Genomic DNA, 15,097 nt, shown 5'->3' with positions numbered 1-15,097 from the left:
CTTGTTCCCATGTTCCAGGGCGCACGCCGCCCATCGCTCTTTTAAGGAAATATCATGCAGAACCAGAAGATCCGTATCCGCCTGAAGGCTTTCGACTATCGCCTGATCGACCAGTCGGCAGCTGAAATCGTGGATACCGCCAAGCGTACTGGCGCGATCGTCAAGGGCCCGGTGCCCCTGCCGACCCGTATCCAGCGCTTCGACATCCTGCGTTCGCCGCACGTCAACAAGACGAGCCGTGATCAGTTCGAGATCCGTACTCACCAGCGCCTGATGGACATCGTCGATCCTACCGACAAGACCGTTGACGCACTGATGAAGCTCGACCTGCCGGCCGGCGTCGACGTCGAAATCAAGGTGTAAGGTATTCCGCACAAGACCGCTTCGAGCGGTTTTGCGCAAACAAGAACGGCGAACTTCGGTTCGCCGTTCTTGTTTTTGCGCTCCCACCCCGGCGAATGCGGCCTAGGCGGGCCCGCGCCGGCGCAGCGTCTGCCCCGGCGGTTCGCCGAAACTCTTGCGGTATTCCACGCTAAAGCGCCCTAGATGGCTGAAGCCCCAGCGCAGGGCCGCAGCCGTGACCGAGTCGATCGCCGGGTCGTTCAGCAGGTCATGGCGAACACGCTCCAGCCGCACCGCGCGCAGGTAGGCCATCGGGCTGATGCCGCGGTGCTCTCGAAAGCCCGCATAGAGCCCGCGCAGGCTCACACCAGCGATTTCCGCCAGCAGGGCGGGGGTCAGTGGCGCCTGCGCGTGGGCATGGATGTACTCCTCGACCTGCTTCACGTGGCGCGGCGCCAGCGGTTTGCCCCGCGCCCGCATCGCCTCCGCCAGGCTGTGGGGCTGCACTGTCAACAACGTGCCGATCACCAGCTGCTCCAGCTGGCAGGCAGTCAACGGATGCCGCGCCGCGTCCGGCGCCAGCGCCAGCAGGTCCGCCAGGTAGTGCATCAACTGATACCAGGCTGCCAGGCGGCGCCAACCCATCCCAAGCTCAAAGCGCAGCGGCGCCTGTGACCGATGGCCGAGGTGCGCCGCGCATACCCTCTCCAGCGCACCGCGCTCCACGCGCACGATCAACTGGTCGCTGTCGTGGCTCCAGCGCATCCGCACGGGGTCGCTCGGCGTGAGCACCGAGGCCATGTCGCGGTCGGAGAGGATCTGCTGCTGGCCACAATGGATCTGGGCATGGCCTGCCAGTGGCATCTGTACAAGCAGGAAATCATCGAGCGGCCCCGGCTCGATCTGGACCTCGGCGCCATAGGCTAGCCGGTTGAACGACACCGCGCCAAGCGGCGCATGATGCATGCGGGCGGCGAGCGTCGTGCCGCCGATGGTCAGCTTGTGCGGCTTGAAAACCGTACCCACCGCTGCGCGCGTCTGGGCCTGGTCGGTCGAGGCGAAGACCAGCCGGGTGGGGTCGGATAGCAGGGCGCGTGCCAGCGGCTCGGTGGCCGTGGCCGCGGGGGGCTGAGGCATTGTCTCGCTCCTCGGCGTCATTGGCGCGCCGCTTGGTACATTGGGCCCGGCCAGCCTGCGGGCGGATTCCTTCACACCACTATAGTGGATCGCTTCCCGGCGCCCCTTGTCCGCGCCGGCATTTTCCTGCACTAATCGGATAGCCGCTGCAGCCCGCGGCTAGTTTGCTGCGGTGCGGATCGCCCATGATGGAATCCAGCACGGCAGCCACAACCCCCAAAAACAGAGGAGCGCAGCCCATGGGCCAGACTATCCAGATCCACGCCGCCGACGGCGCATTCAACGCCTACCTTGCCACACCCGCATCGGGCAAGGGACCCGGCATCGTGTTGTGCCAGGAAATCTTCGGCGTCAATGCCACCATGCGCGCCGTGGCGGACTACTACGCCGAGGAGGGCTACACGGTGCTGGTGCCGGACCTGTTCTGGCGCATCGCCCCCGGCATCGAACTGGGCGATCGCGGCGAGGACTTTCAGCGCGCCTTGGGCTTGTATCAGCGCTTCGATGAGGCCCTCGGCGTCAAGGATGTCGGTGCGGCGCTGGACGCGCTGCGGGCCCGTCCTGAATGCGTGGGCCAGACCGGGGTGCTCGGTTTTTGCCTGGGCGGGAAGCTCGCCTATCTGGCTGCCTGCCGCCTGGGTGGCGTGGCCTGTGCCGTGGCCTACTACGGCGTCGGCATCGAGCGTGCGCTGGACGAGGCGGCCAATATCCAGGGGCGGCTGGTGCTGCATGTGGCCGAGCGTGACGGCTTCTGCCCACCTGAGGCGCAGGCGAAGATCCGCGCAGCCTTGGGCGGCAAGGACGGCATCGAGTTGTACGTTTATCCAGGCGTGGACCACGCGTTCGCGCGCACCGGCGGCGAGCATTACGACCACCCGTCGGCGCTGATGGCGCATCAGCGCTCGATAGCCGCGCTGCGCGCAGAGATGGGGCCGCACTACGATTTCTCGGCCCTCTGGGACAAGCACTGCGAATACGAGTTCGCCACCCGCGATGTCGACGCCACGATGGCGACGATGGTGTCGGAACCCTACGTGAACCATATCCCGACCATGACTGGCGGCGTCGGCCACCGGCAGCTCAAGCGCTTCTACCAGAACCATTTCGTCAACAGCAATCCGCCCGATACCAGCCTGATCCCGCTTTCGCGCACCGTGGGCGCCAGCCAGATCGTCGACGAGATGCTGTTCTGCTTCACGCATACCTGCGAGGTCGACTGGATGCTGCCTGGCGTGGCGCCCACTGGCAAGCGCGTGGAAATCCCCCTCATCGCCATCGTCAAGTTCCGCGGCGACAAGCTTTACCACGAGCACATCTACTGGGACCAGGCGAGCGTGCTGGTGCAGATCGGCAAGCTCGATCCGGCCGGCCTGCCAGTGGCTGGCGTGGAGACCGCGCGCAAGCTGCTCGACGAAACGTTGCCCTCCAACACGCTGATGGCGCGCTGGCAGGAGAGCGAAGGCAAGTAAGGGCCCCTAGGGCAAGTGCAAGTAGCACGCTTCACGGAAGAGCAAAAGGCCGCACCCGGCAAGTGCTGTCGCAAGGCGGCAGGCGGGCAGCGGCCAAGACAACCAGGAGACAGCGTCATGAAAGGACTGCGGGACAAAGTGGCCATCATCAGCGGTGGCGCTACGCTGATCGGCGCGGGCGTGGCCACCGCCTTCGTCGAGGCCGGCACGCGAGTGGCCATTCTCGACATCGATGCCAGCGGCGGCGAGCGCGCGGCTGCCGCGTTGGGCGAGCGGGCGCTGTTCGTTCACACGGACATCACCGACGATGCCCAGGTGGCCGCCGCGGTAGCCCGGGTGAGCCAGCACTTCGGTGGCGTCGACTACCTGGTCAATCTGGCGTGCACCTATCTGGACGACGGCTTCAATTCAGGACGGCGCGACTGGCTTGCGGCGCTGGACGTCAATGTGGTGTCCGGGGTGATGCTGGCGCGGGCCGTGCACCCGGCCATGCGGGCTCGCGGCGGTGGCGCCATCGTCAACTTCACCAGTATTTCCGCCAATGTGGGGCAGACGGGCCGCTGGCTCTATCCGGCCTCCAAGGCCGCCATCCGGCAACTTACCCGCAGCATGGCGATGGATCTCGCGCCCGATGGCATCCGGGTCAACGCTGTTTCTCCCGGCTGGACCTGGTGCCGGCTGATGGACGAGGTCAGCGGTGGCAACCGCGAGCGCACCGATCGCGTGGCGGCGGACTTCCACCTCCTTGGCCGCGTTGGCGAGCCCGACGAAGTGGCCCAGGTCGTGTTGTTTCTCTGTTCCGACCACGCCAGCTTTGTCACTGGCGCGGACTATGCGGTGGACGGCGGCTACTCGGCGATGGGGCCGGAGCAGAACGTGCCCGCCATTCCCAGGCTGGCCGATTGACGCTGGCATCGAGCATCCCCCAAGCCGGGGCTTCGATTTTCATCCTGAGTATCCAGTAGGAGATTGCCATGAGCCAACGCATTGCCATCGTCGGGGCGGGCCAGTCTGGCCTGCAGATGGCCCTCGGGCTGCAAGCCAAGGGCTATCAGGTCACACTGCTGACCAATCGAACGCCGGACCAGGTCAGGGCGGGCAAGGTCATGTCCAGCCAATGCATGTTCGATCGCGCGTTGCAGGCCGAGCGCGAGCTTGGGCTGAACTGGTGGGACGATAGCTGCCCCCCCGTAGAAGGCATTGGCCTGGCGATTCCGCATCCGGAGCAGGCTGGTGCCAGGCTGATCGACTGGGCCGCCCGGCTCGAACGCCCTGCGCAGGCCGTGGACCAACGCGTCAAGATGCCAGCCTGGATGGAGGCCTTCGCCGAGCGTGGCGGCGACCTGCGCATTGCCGATGCCGGCATCGATGAGCTCGAAGCGCTGACGCTTGAGCACGATCTGGTCCTGCTCGCCGCCGGCAAGGGCGAAATCGTCAGCCGCTTCGAGCGTGACGCCACGCGCAGTCCCTTTAGCGCACCGCAACGTGCCCTGGCTTTGACCTATGTGAACGGCATGACGCCGCGCACGCCGTATTCGCGGGTTTGCTTCAACCTGATTCCCGGCATCGGCGAGTACTTTGTGTTCCCCGCGCTGACCTTGAGCGGACCTTGCGAGATCATGGTGTTCGAGGGCATACCGGGCGGACCCATGGACCAATGGGCCGAGGCGCGTACGCCCGAGCAGCACCTGGCCGAAAGCCTGCGCATCCTTCGCACCTGGCTGCCATGGGAAGCGCAACGCTGTGAAAATGTCACGCTGACCGATGAGCAGGGCATCCTCGCCGGCCGGTTCACGCCAACCGTGCGCCATCCGGTCATGACGCTGCCGTCCGGCCGGCTGGTGTTCGGCATGGCGGACGCAGTGGTAGTGAACGACCCCATTACCGGACAAGGCTCGAACAACGCCGCCAAGTGCTGCAAGGTGTATCTGGAGGCGATCGTCGCGCGCGGCGATCGTGCCTTCGACGCCGCCTGGATGACGCAGACCTTCGCCAGCTACTGGCAATACGCCGGCGACGTCGTGAACTGGACCAACTCGCTGCTCACGCCGCCGCCGCCGCACATCCTGGCATTGCTGGGCGCGGCCGGGCAGGTGCCGGCGCTGGCCGCACGCATTGCCAACGGCTTCGACAACCCGCCGGACTTCTTCCCCTGGTGGGCCGATCCCGCCGCCTGCCAGCAACTGATCGACCGGCATCTGCCGCAGGCAGCCTGAGATGGACGCCACTTGTGCCGTGCTCGACCCCAAGGCACTGCGCCACGCTTGCGGCCGTTACGCCACCGGCGTGGCGGTCATCGGGGCCTGTGGTGCTGATGACCGCCCGATCGGCCTGACCATCAACTCCTTTGCCTCGCTGTCGCTGGCGCCGCCACTGATCCTGTGGAGTCTCGCCTTGCGTTCGCCAAACGCGGCGCGTTTCACGCCGGGGAACCCCTTCGGCGTCAGCATCCTGCGGGCGGGGCATGGCGAGCTCGCCCGGCGCTTTGCCAAGCCCGCAGACGACAAGTTTGCCGGAGTCGCCCATCGGCGATGCCAGCGCGGCGTGCCCTATCTCGATGATGCCCTGGCCACCCTGGCGTGCCGGGTCGAGCGCGCCGATGCTGTCGGGGATCACTTGCTGATCGTGGGCCAGGTGGAGGGGTTTGAAGTAGGGGAGGGGGAACCGCTGGTGTTCTTTGGCGGGGAATTTGTGCAGCTGGGACGATAGGATCACGCGAAAACATCACAAAACAACACCGCCCCGTACGCCCCCGCATACTTGTCAATCCACGCTTGCTCTTTCCAAATCTACGCGATATAGTGTAAGGCTACCCGTTTGTCTATGGGTAGTGGGCTGGCCAGCTTGGCCGCGCGCAGTCTTCTTCAGCGCAAGCCCCGCACTGCAAACACTGTTTTCGTGTATCAATCAGCCCCGGCCAATCGCAGCTGGGAATGGAGCAAACCATGAGCCTTGGCCTTGTAGGTCGCAAGGTTGGCATGACCCGTATTTTCACGGACGACGGCGATTCAATTCCCGTTACCGTGGTCGAGGTCGGCGACAACCGCGTGACACAAATCAAGACGGACGAGACCGACGGTTATACCTCGGTTCAAGTCACTTTCGGCGCACGCCGCGCTAGCCGCGTCACCAAGCCCCTGGCAGGTCACCTTGCCAAAGCTGGTGTTGAAGCTGGTGAAATCATCCGTGAATTCCGCATCGATGCCGCTAAGGCTGGCGAACTGCAACCCGGCGGCACGCTGTCGGTTGACCTGTTCGAAGTCGGTCAAAAGATCGACGTCCAGGGCGTGACCATCGGTAAGGGCTACGCCGGTACCATCAAGCGCCACCATTTCGCATCGGGTCGTGCCACCCACGGTAACTCGCGTTCGCACAACGTGCCGGGTTCCATCGGTATGGCGCAGGATCCGGGCCGTGTGTTCCCCGGCAAGCGCATGACTGGCCATCTGGGTGACGTCACCCGCACCGTCCAGAACCTGGAAATCGCCAAGATCGACGCAGAGCGCAAGCTGCTGCTGGTCAAGGGCGCCATTCCCGGCTCCAAGGGCGGCAAGGTTATCGTTACCCCGGCCGTCAAGGCCAAAGCCAAAGCTTAAGGAGCGAATCAATGGAACTCAAGCTCCTCCAGGACAATGGCCAGATCGGTGCAGGCGTTGACGCCTCGCCCGAAGTCTTCGGCCGTGACTACAACGAAGCCCTCGTTCACCAGGTCGTCGTCGCTTACCAGGCTAACGCTCGCAGCGGTAACCGTAAGCAGAAGGACCGTGAAGAGGTCAAGCACACGACCAAGAAGCCTTGGCGCCAGAAGGGTACGGGTCGCGCCCGTGCCGGTATGTCTTCCTCGCCGCTGTGGCGCGGGGGCGGCCGTATCTTCCCGAATTCGCCGGAAGAGAACTTCACGCAGAAGGTCAACAAGAAGATGTTCCGTGCCGGCATGCGCTCGATTTACTCGCAGCTCGCACGTGAAGGTCGTATCAACGTGGTGGACGGTTTCACCGTCGATGCGCCCAAGACCAAGCTCTTGGCCGACAAGTTCAAGGCCATGGGCCTGGACTCGGTGCTGATCATCACCGACAGCCTCGACGAAAACCTCTACCTGGCTTCGCGCAATCTGCCGCACGTGGCGGTTGTCGAGCCGCGCCAGGCTGACCCGCTGTCGCTCGTGCACTACAAGAAGGTGCTGGTGACCAAGGCAGCCGTCGCGCAGATCGAGGAGTTGCTGAAATGACGCAAGTAGCCAAGAACGATCATCGTTTGATGCAGGTGCTGCTCGCGCCGGTGGTTTCCGAAAAGGCAACCCTGGTCGCCGACAAGAACGAACAAGTCGTGTTCGAAGTTGCTCGCGATGCCAACAAGGCAGACGTGAAGGCGGCGGTCGAACTGCTGTTCAAGGTCGAGGTGCAGTCCGTTCAGATCCTGAACCAAAAGGGCAAGCAAAAGCGTTTTGGCCGTTTCATGGGGCGTCGCAACCACGTGAAGAAGGCTTACGTTTCGCTCAAGCCGGGTCAGGAAATCAATTTTGAAGCGGAGGCCAAGTAATCATGGCACTCGTCAAGACCAAGCCGACGTCCCCGGGCCGTCGCTCCATGGTAAAGGTTGTTAACCACAACCTGCACAAGGGCGCGCCCCACGCTCCGCTGCTGGAAAAGCAATTCCAGAAGTCGGGTCGTAACAATAACGGTCACATCACCACCCGCCACAAGGGCGGTGGTCATAAGCACCATTACCGCGTGGTCGACTTCAAGCGCAACGACAAGGACGGCATCGCCGCCAAGGTCGAGCGCCTGGAATACGATCCGAACCGCAGCGCCAATATCGCGCTGGTGCTGTTCGCCGACGGCGAGCGCCGCTACATCATTGCCACCAAGGGCATGGTAGTTGGCCAAGCGTTGATGAACGGCTCGGAAGCTGCGATCAAGTCGGGTAACAACCTGCCGATCCGCAACATTCCGGTTGGTACCACCATCCACTGCGTGGAAATGCTGCCGGGCAAGGGCGCTCAGATCGCTCGCGCCGCTGGCGGTTCCGCTGTGCTGCTGGCTCGTGAAGGCATCTACGCTCAGGTTCGCCTGCGCTCCGGTGAAGTGCGTCGCGTTCACATCGAATGCCGCGCCACCATCGGTGAAGTCGGTAACGAAGAGCATAGCCTGCGCGTCATCGGCAAGGCCGGTGCAAATCGTTGGCGCGGTATCCGCCCGACGGTTCGCGGCGTTGTGATGAACCCGGTGGACCACCCGCACGGTGGTGGTGAAGGCAAGACCGCTGCTGGTCGTGACCCCGTTTCGCCGTGGGGTACCCCGGCTAAGGGTTACCGTACCCGCAGCAACAAGCGCACTGCCAGCATGATCGTGCAGCGCCGCCACAAGCGTTAATCGGTAGGTAGGAGCCTAGACATGACACGTTCCGCAAAAAAGGGTCCGTTCTGTGACGCCCACCTGCTGAAAAAGGTGGAAGCGGCCTCAGCCGGCAAGGACAAGAAGCCCATCAAGACTTGGTCGCGTCGCTCGACCATTCTGCCGGACTTCATCGGCCTGACGATCGCCGTACATAACGGCCGTCAACACGTGCCGGTGTATGTTTCGGAAAACATGGTTGGCCACAAGCTCGGTGAATTTGCGCTCACGCGTACGTTCAAGGGCCACGCGGCTGACAAGAAAGCGAAGAGGTAAGGTGCCATCATGGAAGTGAAAGCGATTCATCGCGGTGCCCGCATCTCCGCCCAGAAAACGCGCCTGGTCGCTGACCAGATCCGCGGTCTGCCGATCGAACGCGCGCTCAACGTCCTGACGTTCAGCCCGAAAAAGGCGGCCGTCATCGTGAAGAAGGTGGTCGAATCGGCCATCGCCAACGCCGAGCACAACGAAGGCGCCGACATCGACGAACTGAAGGTCAAGACCATCTTCGTCGACAAGGCAACCTCGCTCAAGCGTTTCACGGCACGAGCAAAGGGCCGCGGCAACCGCATCGAGAAACAAACTTGTCACATCACTGTGACGCTCGGCAACTAAGGAGTCACGATGGGACAGAAGATTCATCCGACTGGCTTCCGTCTGGCCGTCAGCCGTAACTGGGCTTCGCGTTGGTACGCCAACAACACGAAGTTCGCCGGCATGCTGAAGGAAGACATCGAAGTTCGCGAGTTTCTGAAGAAGAAGCTCAAGAACGCTTCGGTTGGCCGCGTCGTGATCGAGCGCCCCGCCCGCAATGCACGTCTCACCATTTATAGCTCGCGTCCGGGCGTGGTGATCGGCAAGAAGGGTGAGGACATCGAACTGCTCAAGGCCGAGCTGCAACGCCGCATGGGTGTGCCCGTGCACGTGAACATCGAGGAAATCCGCAAGCCGGAAACCGATGCGCAGCTGATCGCCGACTCGATCACCCAGCAGCTCGAGCGCCGTATCATGTTCCGCCGCGCAATGAAGCGCGCGATGCAGAACGCGATGCGCCTCGGTGCCCAGGGCATCAAGATCATGAGCGCCGGTCGTCTGAACGGCATCGAAATCGCTCGTACCGAGTGGTATCGCGAAGGTCGTGTGCCCCTGCACACCCTGCGCGCCGACATCGACTACGGCTTCTCCGAAGCAGAAACCACCTACGGCATCATTGGTGTCAAGGTGTGGGTCTACAAGGGTGATCACCTCGGCCGCAACGATGCGCCGGTGGTGGAAGAGCCGCAAGACGATCGTCGTCGTCGTCCGGGTGGTGGTCGTCCTGATGGTCGTCGCCGTGAAGGCGAAGGCGGCCGTCCGGGTGGCAACCGCCGCGGTGGCGCGGGCGCCGGTGCAGGTCGCCGCGCTCCTGGCGCAGATGCGAAGAGTGGAGAATAACGATGCTGCAACCTAAGCGCAGAAAATACCGCAAGGAGCAGAAAGGCCGCAACACGGGTAAGGCTACCCGTGGCAACGCCGTGTCTTTCGGCGAATTCGGCCTGAAGGCGATGGGCCGTGGTCGTCTGACGGCTCGTCAGATCGAGTCGGCACGTCGTGCGATGACCCGCCACATCAAGCGTGGCGGCCGCATCTGGATCCGGATTTTCCCGGACAAGCCGATCTCGAAGAAGCCCGCCGAAGTCCGTATGGGTAACGGTAAGGGTAATCCGGAATACTACGTGGCAGAAATCCAGCCGGGCAAGATGCTGTACGAAATGGATGGCGTGACGGAAGAGCTGGCTCGTGAGGCGTTCCGCCTTGCCGCCGCCAAGCTGCCGATCGCTACCAATTTCGTGGTGCGCCAGGTCGGGACGTAAGGAGAGCAGGGATGAAAGCATCCGAACTTCGCGGCAAAGATGCCGCAGGGCTGAACCAGGAGCTCTCCGAGCTGCTGAAGGCCCAATTTAGCCTGCGCATGCAAAAGGCCACCCAACAGCTGCAGAACACCAGCCAGCTGAAGAAGGTGCGCAAGGACATCGCGCGGGTGCAAACCGTGCTGAACGAAAAGGCGACCTCGAAATGACTGAAACTGCACAAACGGAATCGTCGCTTCGCCGCACGCTGGTCGGTCGGGTAGTTAGCGACAAGATGGACAAGACCGTCACGGTCTTGATCGAAAACCGCGTCAAGCATCCTCTGTACGGCAAGTACGTGCTGCGTTCCAAGAAGTACCACGCACACGACGAAGCCAACCAGTACAAGGAAGGCGACAAGGTCGAGATCCAGGAAACGCGTCCGCTGTCGCGGACCAAGTCCTGGGTGGTTTCCCGTCTGGTCGAAGCTGCGCGCGTCATCTAAAAAACCACACGGTTTTCGGTTGACTTGCGAGTCCAGGGTTATGTGCTATAATCCTGGACTTCCGCTTTGTTGCATTCGCCTTAGTTGTATCACCCCGGCGAATCGGTGAAGCGAACCTAGCCGAGCGGCTCCTGATTAACCATGTTCAGGCCGCCTGGTAACTACCGACTTCAAAGTTGATCAACCCAAACGGTTGCTGGCGCAAAGCCAGGGGCTGACGGGACCAAGACTGACCGGCGGGCGTTGCCCGGTGGATTAAGTTGGGAAGATAACACCATGATTCAGACAGAAAGCCGGCTCGAAGTAGCCGATAACACTGGTGCGCGCGAAGTTCTGTGCATCAAAGTGCTGGGTGGGTCCAAGCGCCGCTATGCGAGCGTGGGCGACATCATCAAGGTGACCGTTAAGGACGCAGCGCCGCGCGGTCGCGTGAAGAAGGGCGATATTTACAACGCCGTCGTCGTGCGCACCGCCAAGGGCGTGCGTCGCGCTGATGGTTCGCTCGTCAAGTTCGACAGCAATGCCGCTGTCTTGCTGAACACCAAGCTCGAGCCGATCGGCACCCGTATTTTCGGGCCGGTGACTCGTGAACTCCGTACCGAGCGCTTCATGAAGATTGTGTCGCTCGCGCCGGAAGTGCTGTAAGGAGCCGCCATGAACAAGATTCGTAAAGGCGACGAAGTCATCGTCCTGACCGGAAAAGACAAGGGCAAGCGCGGCACCGTGCAAGCCATGCTCGGCGAGAAGGTTGTGGTGGAAGGCGTCAACGTTGCCAAGAAGCACGCACGTCCGAACCCCATGCTGGGCACCACCGGTGGTGTGGTCGACAAGGTCATGCCGCTGCATATTTCTAACGTTGCGCTCGTGGATGCCAATGGCAAGCCGTCGCGCGTCGGCATCAAGGTGGAAGACGGCAAGCGTGTACGCGTGCTGAAGACCACCGGTGCCGTCGTGGCAGCTTGATTCTGGGCACAGATAGGAGTTGAGCATGACTGCACGTCTGCAAGAGTTTTACAAAGAACAAGTAGTACCGAAGCTGATCGAACAATTCGGCTTCAAGTCGGTCATGGAAGTGCCGCGTATCACCAAGATCACCCTGAACATGGGCCTTGGCGAAGCCATCAATGACAAGAAGGTCATTGAGCTGGCCGTGGGCGACCTGACCAAGATCGCCGGCCAAAAGCCGGTGGTGACCAAGGCCAAGAAGGCAATCGCCGGCTTCAAGATCCGCCAGGGTTATCCCATCGGCGCGATGGTGACGCTGCGCGGCGAACGCATGTTCGAATTCCTGGATCGTCTCGTGACCGTGGCCCTGCCGCGCGTGCGTGACTTCCGTGGTGTTTCGGGCCGCTCGTTCGATGGTCGTGGCAACTACAACATCGGTGTGAAAGAGCAGATCATTTTCCCCGAAATTGAGTACGACAAGATCGACGCACTGCGTGGTCTGAACATCAGCATCACGACGACGGCGAAGAATGACGAGGAAGCCAAGGCACTCCTCGCAGCATTCAAGTTCCCGTTCCGTAATTAAGGGGTAACCGTGGCTAAATTGGCTCTGATTGAACGTGAGAAGAAGCGCGCTAGGCTCGTGGCAAAGTATGCCGACAAGCGTGCGACCCTCAAGGCCATTATCGACGACCAAGAGAAGTCGGAAGAAGAGCGTTATAGCGCGCGTCTCGAGCTGCAGCAGCTCCCGCGCAACGCGAATCCGACCCGCCAGCGTAACCGCTGCGCGATCACCGGTCGTCCCCGCGGTACCTTCCGCAAGTTTGGCCTGGCGCGTAATAAGATCCGTGAAATCGCCTTCCGTGGCGAAATCCCGGGTCTGACGAAAGCCAGCTGGTAATTACGCACAGGCTACAGGAGAAACAGTATGAGCATGAGCGATCCTATCGCCGATATGCTGACGCGCATCCGCAACGCCCAAGGCGTGCAGAAAGTGTCGGTTGTCATGCCGTCGTCGAAGCTGAAAGTGGCAATCGCCAAGGTCCTCAAGGACGAAGGCTACATCGACGACTACGCCGTGAAAGAAGAAGGCGGCAAGGCACAACTGAGCATCGGTCTGAAGTACTACGCTGGCCGTCCGGTCATCGAGCGCATTGAACGCGTCTCGAAGCCTGGTCTGCGCGTGTACAAGGGCCGCAGCGACATCCCCCAAGTGATGAACGGCCTCGGCGTCGCAATCATCTCGACCCCCCAGGGTCTGATGACCGATCGCAAGGCACGTGCCACTGGCGTGGGCGGCGAAGTTCTTTGCTACGTCGCGTAAGGAGTAGACCATGTCCCGTGTAGGTAAGGCTCCCATCGCGCTGCCCAAAGGCGCAGAAGTCAATGTGGCGGCTGGCGTGCTCTCCGTTAAGGGCCCGCTCGGCACGCTGACGCAGCCGATTCACAGCCTGGTCAAGGTCAATGTCGAAAACGACACGCTGACCTTTGCCCCGGTCGACGAATCGCGCGAAGCAAACGCACTGCAGGGCACCATGCGCGCCCTGGTGGCCAATATGGTCAAGGGTGTAACCGCCGGTTTCGAGCGCAAGCTTAACCTGGTCGGCGTGGGCTATCGTGCCCAGCTGCAAGGTACTGCGCTGAAGCTCCAGCTTGGTTTCTCGCACGACGTGATCCATGCGATGCCGGAAGGCGTGACGGCGACAACGCCCACGCAGACCGAGATCATCATCAAGGGTGCGGACAAGCAGAAAGTCGGTCAGGTGGCTGCGGAAGTCCGCGCGTACCGTCCGCCTGAGCCCTATAAGGGCAAGGGCGTTCGCTACTCGGACGAGCGCGTCATCCTGAAGGAAACCAAGAAGAAGTAAGGGGTGCAATCATGAACAAGAAAGACGCTCGTTTGCGCCGTGCACGTCAGACCCGCGCCAAAATCGCGGAGTTGAAGATCAACCGTCTGACCGTGTTCCGTACGAATTCGCATATTTACGCCCAGGTCTACTCGCCGTGCGGCACGCAAGTGCTGGCATCGGCTTCGACCGCCGAGGCAGAAGTGCGCAAGGAACTGACCGGCAGCGGTGCTACCGCAGCCGCCGCGACCCTGATTGGCAAGCGCATCGCCGAAAAGGCGAAGGCAGCTGGCGTGGAAACCGTTGCGTTCGATCGCGGCGGCTTCCGCTTCCATGGTCGCGTGAAGGCACTGGCTGACGCAGCACGCGAAGCCGGCCTTAAGTTCTAAGCGCACATAGAGAGATACGTCATGGCAAAAATGCAAGCAAAAGTCCAGCAGGACGAACGCGACGACGGCCTCCGCGAGAAGATGATCTCGGTCAACCGCGTCACCAAGGTGGTGAAGGGTGGCCGGATTCTCGGTTTCGCTGCGCTGACCGTGGTTGGTGACGGCGATGGCCGCATCGGCATGGGCAAGGGCAAGGCTAAGGAAGTGCCGGTTGCGGTTCAGAAGGCAATGGACGAAGCCCGTCGCAAGATGGTCAAGGTCTCGCTGAAGAACGGCACGCTGCAACACGAAGTCGTTGGCAAGCACGGCGCCGCCAAGGTGCTGATGATGCCCGCCAAGGAAGGTACCGGCGTGATCGCTGGTGGCCCGATGCGCGCGATTTTCGAAGTGATGGGCGTGACCAACGTCGTGACCAAGTCGCACGGCTCCACCAATCCGTACAACATGGTTCGCGCCACGCTGGACGGTCTTCAAAAGATGAGCACGCCGGGCGAGATCGCCGCAAAGCGTGGCAAGTCTGTTGAAGACATCCTCGGTTAAGGAGTCGGACGAAATGTCGCAACAAACCGTAAAAGTGCAACTCGTGCGCAGCCTGATCGGCACGCGCGAGGATCATCGCGCCACCGTCCGTGGCCTGGGCCTGCGCCGTATCAATTCGGTGTCGGAGCTGCAGGACACGCCCGCCGTGCGCGGCATGATCAACAAGGTCTCGTACCTGGTCAAGGTTCTGGCCTGAGTCCCGGGACACGGAGAGCAAGATGCAACTCAACAACCTGAAACCGGCTGACGGTTCGAAGCACGCCAAGCGTCGCGTCGGCCGCGGTATCGGCTCCGGCCTGGGCAAGACTGCCGGCCGTGGTCACAAGGGTCAGAAGTCGCGTTCGGGCGGCTTCCACAAGGTCGGCTTCGAAGGCGGTCAGATGCCGCTGTATCGTCGCCTGCCGAAGCGTGGCTTCACGTCGCTGACGAAGGCCTTCAACGCCGAAGTCACCCTGCGTGATATCGAGCGCCTGGAAGCCACCGAGGTGGACCTGCTGGTTCTGAAGCAAGCTGGCCTGGTGGCTGAGCTGGCAAAGAGCGCCAAGGTCATCAAGGCTGGTGAGCTGACCCGCAAGGTTACGATCAAGGGTCTGGGCGCCACCGCTGGTGCCAAGGCTGCGATCGAAGCCGCCGGCGGTCAGATCGCGGCGTAATTTAGCAGCAGATTTCGCAGCATAGGCGAGTCACAGTCGGAGCATCGT

At 62.1% G+C, this 15,097-nt stretch carries 26 protein-coding genes; 25 read left to right on the top strand and 1 reads right to left on the bottom strand.

Annotated features, from left to right (window positions below):
* Positions 1 to 54: 54 nt before the first annotated feature.
* Positions 55 to 363 carry a 30S ribosomal protein S10 gene (gene rpsJ / locus A9975_RS19575; protein ID WP_006160488.1) on the top strand — a complete coding sequence of 103 codons (309 nt, stop codon included), beginning with the start codon at positions 55 to 57 and terminating at the stop codon, positions 361 to 363.
* A 102-nt stretch (positions 364 to 465) separates the two neighbouring features.
* Here rpsJ and A9975_RS19570 read toward each other — a convergent pair whose 3' ends face one another.
* On the bottom strand, positions 466 to 1,479 hold the full coding sequence (locus tag A9975_RS19570; RefSeq protein ID WP_183034210.1) for an AraC family transcriptional regulator: 1,014 nt from the start codon (positions 1,477 to 1,479) through the stop codon (positions 466 to 468).
* 239 nt (positions 1,480 to 1,718) lie between these two features.
* On the opposite strand from A9975_RS19570, the gene A9975_RS19565 reads away from it, so the two are divergent.
* From A9975_RS19565 to rplO, 24 genes are all read left to right on the top strand, one after another.
* Entirely contained in the window at positions 1,719 to 2,948 is a 1,230-nt protein-coding gene (locus A9975_RS19565) for a dienelactone hydrolase family protein (RefSeq protein WP_183034209.1), read from the top strand.
* A gap of 117 nt (positions 2,949 to 3,065) precedes the next feature.
* Positions 3,066 to 3,854: an SDR family oxidoreductase gene (locus tag A9975_RS19560; RefSeq protein ID WP_183034208.1), complete on the top strand. Its 789-nt coding sequence runs from the start codon at positions 3,066 to 3,068 to the stop codon at positions 3,852 to 3,854.
* 68 nt (positions 3,855 to 3,922) lie between these two features.
* Positions 3,923 to 5,164 (top strand): styrene monooxygenase/indole monooxygenase family protein, encoded by a 1,242-nt coding sequence (locus A9975_RS19555; RefSeq protein ID WP_183034207.1) that lies wholly within the window; start codon positions 3,923 to 3,925, stop codon positions 5,162 to 5,164.
* 1 nt (position 5,165) lies between these two features.
* Complete coding sequence (locus A9975_RS19550; protein WP_183034206.1) at positions 5,166 to 5,657, top strand: flavin reductase family protein; 492 nt, start codon at positions 5,166 to 5,168, stop codon at positions 5,655 to 5,657.
* A 236-nt stretch (positions 5,658 to 5,893) separates the two neighbouring features.
* Positions 5,894 to 6,544, top strand: a complete 651-nt coding sequence (gene rplC / locus A9975_RS19545; RefSeq protein ID WP_035870770.1) for a 50S ribosomal protein L3 — start codon at positions 5,894 to 5,896, stop codon at positions 6,542 to 6,544.
* Between the two features lie 11 nt (positions 6,545 to 6,555).
* Positions 6,556 to 7,176 (top strand): 50S ribosomal protein L4, encoded by a 621-nt coding sequence (rplD, locus tag A9975_RS19540; RefSeq protein WP_006160474.1) that lies wholly within the window; start codon positions 6,556 to 6,558, stop codon positions 7,174 to 7,176.
* A complete protein-coding gene (gene rplW, locus A9975_RS19535) occupies positions 7,173 to 7,487 on the top strand; it encodes a 50S ribosomal protein L23 (RefSeq protein WP_006160473.1) in 315 nt (104 codons plus the stop codon). Before rplD ends, rplW begins: the two co-directional genes overlap by 4 nt.
* 2 nt (positions 7,488 to 7,489) lie before the next feature.
* A complete protein-coding gene (rplB, locus tag A9975_RS19530) occupies positions 7,490 to 8,320 on the top strand; it encodes a 50S ribosomal protein L2 (RefSeq protein WP_043350353.1) in 831 nt (276 codons plus the stop codon).
* A gap of 21 nt (positions 8,321 to 8,341) precedes the next feature.
* Positions 8,342 to 8,617, top strand: a complete 276-nt coding sequence (rpsS, locus tag A9975_RS19525; RefSeq protein WP_006160471.1) for a 30S ribosomal protein S19 — start codon at positions 8,342 to 8,344, stop codon at positions 8,615 to 8,617.
* Between the two features lie 9 nt (positions 8,618 to 8,626).
* Positions 8,627 to 8,956: a 50S ribosomal protein L22 gene (gene rplV, locus A9975_RS19520; RefSeq protein WP_006160469.1), complete on the top strand. Its 330-nt coding sequence runs from the start codon at positions 8,627 to 8,629 to the stop codon at positions 8,954 to 8,956.
* 9 nt (positions 8,957 to 8,965) lie between these two features.
* Entirely contained in the window at positions 8,966 to 9,775 is an 810-nt protein-coding gene (rpsC, locus tag A9975_RS19515) for a 30S ribosomal protein S3 (RefSeq protein ID WP_150985744.1), read from the top strand.
* 2 nt (positions 9,776 to 9,777) lie between these two features.
* On the top strand, positions 9,778 to 10,194 hold the full coding sequence (gene rplP / locus A9975_RS19510) for a 50S ribosomal protein L16 (protein WP_006160465.1): 417 nt from the start codon (positions 9,778 to 9,780) through the stop codon (positions 10,192 to 10,194).
* 11 nt (positions 10,195 to 10,205) lie between these two features.
* Complete coding sequence (gene rpmC / locus A9975_RS19505) at positions 10,206 to 10,400, top strand: 50S ribosomal protein L29 (RefSeq protein ID WP_006160464.1); 195 nt, start codon at positions 10,206 to 10,208, stop codon at positions 10,398 to 10,400.
* Positions 10,397 to 10,675, top strand: a complete 279-nt coding sequence (rpsQ, locus tag A9975_RS19500) for a 30S ribosomal protein S17 (RefSeq protein ID WP_006160462.1) — start codon at positions 10,397 to 10,399, stop codon at positions 10,673 to 10,675. The genes rpmC and rpsQ overlap by 4 nt, the downstream gene beginning before the upstream one ends.
* Before the next feature lie 276 nt (positions 10,676 to 10,951).
* Positions 10,952 to 11,320, top strand: a complete 369-nt coding sequence (rplN, locus tag A9975_RS19495) for a 50S ribosomal protein L14 (protein ID WP_017225233.1) — start codon at positions 10,952 to 10,954, stop codon at positions 11,318 to 11,320.
* A 9-nt stretch (positions 11,321 to 11,329) separates the two neighbouring features.
* Positions 11,330 to 11,638 (top strand): 50S ribosomal protein L24, encoded by a 309-nt coding sequence (rplX, locus tag A9975_RS19490; RefSeq protein WP_043350346.1) that lies wholly within the window; start codon positions 11,330 to 11,332, stop codon positions 11,636 to 11,638.
* Between the two features lie 25 nt (positions 11,639 to 11,663).
* Positions 11,664 to 12,206 carry a 50S ribosomal protein L5 gene (rplE, locus tag A9975_RS19485; protein WP_006160458.1) on the top strand — a complete coding sequence of 181 codons (543 nt, stop codon included), beginning with the start codon at positions 11,664 to 11,666 and terminating at the stop codon, positions 12,204 to 12,206.
* Positions 12,207 to 12,215: 9 nt separating this feature from the next.
* Positions 12,216 to 12,521 carry a 30S ribosomal protein S14 gene (gene rpsN, locus A9975_RS19480; protein WP_006160456.1) on the top strand — a complete coding sequence of 102 codons (306 nt, stop codon included), beginning with the start codon at positions 12,216 to 12,218 and terminating at the stop codon, positions 12,519 to 12,521.
* Between the two features lie 27 nt (positions 12,522 to 12,548).
* Positions 12,549 to 12,944, top strand: a complete 396-nt coding sequence (rpsH, locus tag A9975_RS19475) for a 30S ribosomal protein S8 (protein WP_006160454.1) — start codon at positions 12,549 to 12,551, stop codon at positions 12,942 to 12,944.
* 10 nt (positions 12,945 to 12,954) lie between these two features.
* Positions 12,955 to 13,488, top strand: coding sequence for a 50S ribosomal protein L6 (gene rplF / locus A9975_RS19470; protein WP_035870753.1), 534 nt, complete (start codon positions 12,955 to 12,957; stop codon positions 13,486 to 13,488).
* An 11-nt stretch (positions 13,489 to 13,499) separates the two neighbouring features.
* Positions 13,500 to 13,856: a 50S ribosomal protein L18 gene (rplR, locus tag A9975_RS19465; protein ID WP_043350338.1), complete on the top strand. Its 357-nt coding sequence runs from the start codon at positions 13,500 to 13,502 to the stop codon at positions 13,854 to 13,856.
* A gap of 21 nt (positions 13,857 to 13,877) precedes the next feature.
* Positions 13,878 to 14,396: a 30S ribosomal protein S5 gene (rpsE, locus tag A9975_RS19460; protein WP_006160449.1), complete on the top strand. Its 519-nt coding sequence runs from the start codon at positions 13,878 to 13,880 to the stop codon at positions 14,394 to 14,396.
* A gap of 13 nt (positions 14,397 to 14,409) precedes the next feature.
* On the top strand, positions 14,410 to 14,592 hold the full coding sequence (gene rpmD / locus A9975_RS19455) for a 50S ribosomal protein L30 (protein WP_006160440.1): 183 nt from the start codon (positions 14,410 to 14,412) through the stop codon (positions 14,590 to 14,592).
* A 22-nt stretch (positions 14,593 to 14,614) separates the two neighbouring features.
* A complete protein-coding gene (rplO, locus tag A9975_RS19450; RefSeq protein ID WP_006160439.1) occupies positions 14,615 to 15,049 on the top strand; it encodes a 50S ribosomal protein L15 in 435 nt (144 codons plus the stop codon).
* Positions 15,050 to 15,097 lie beyond the last annotated feature (48 nt).

The sequence above is a fragment of the Cupriavidus sp. UME77 genome, assembly GCF_014170355.1.
Classification (GTDB): Bacteria; Pseudomonadota; Gammaproteobacteria; order Burkholderiales; family Burkholderiaceae; genus Cupriavidus; species Cupriavidus basilensis.
This window is presented reverse-complemented; position numbering and strand designations above follow the sequence as displayed.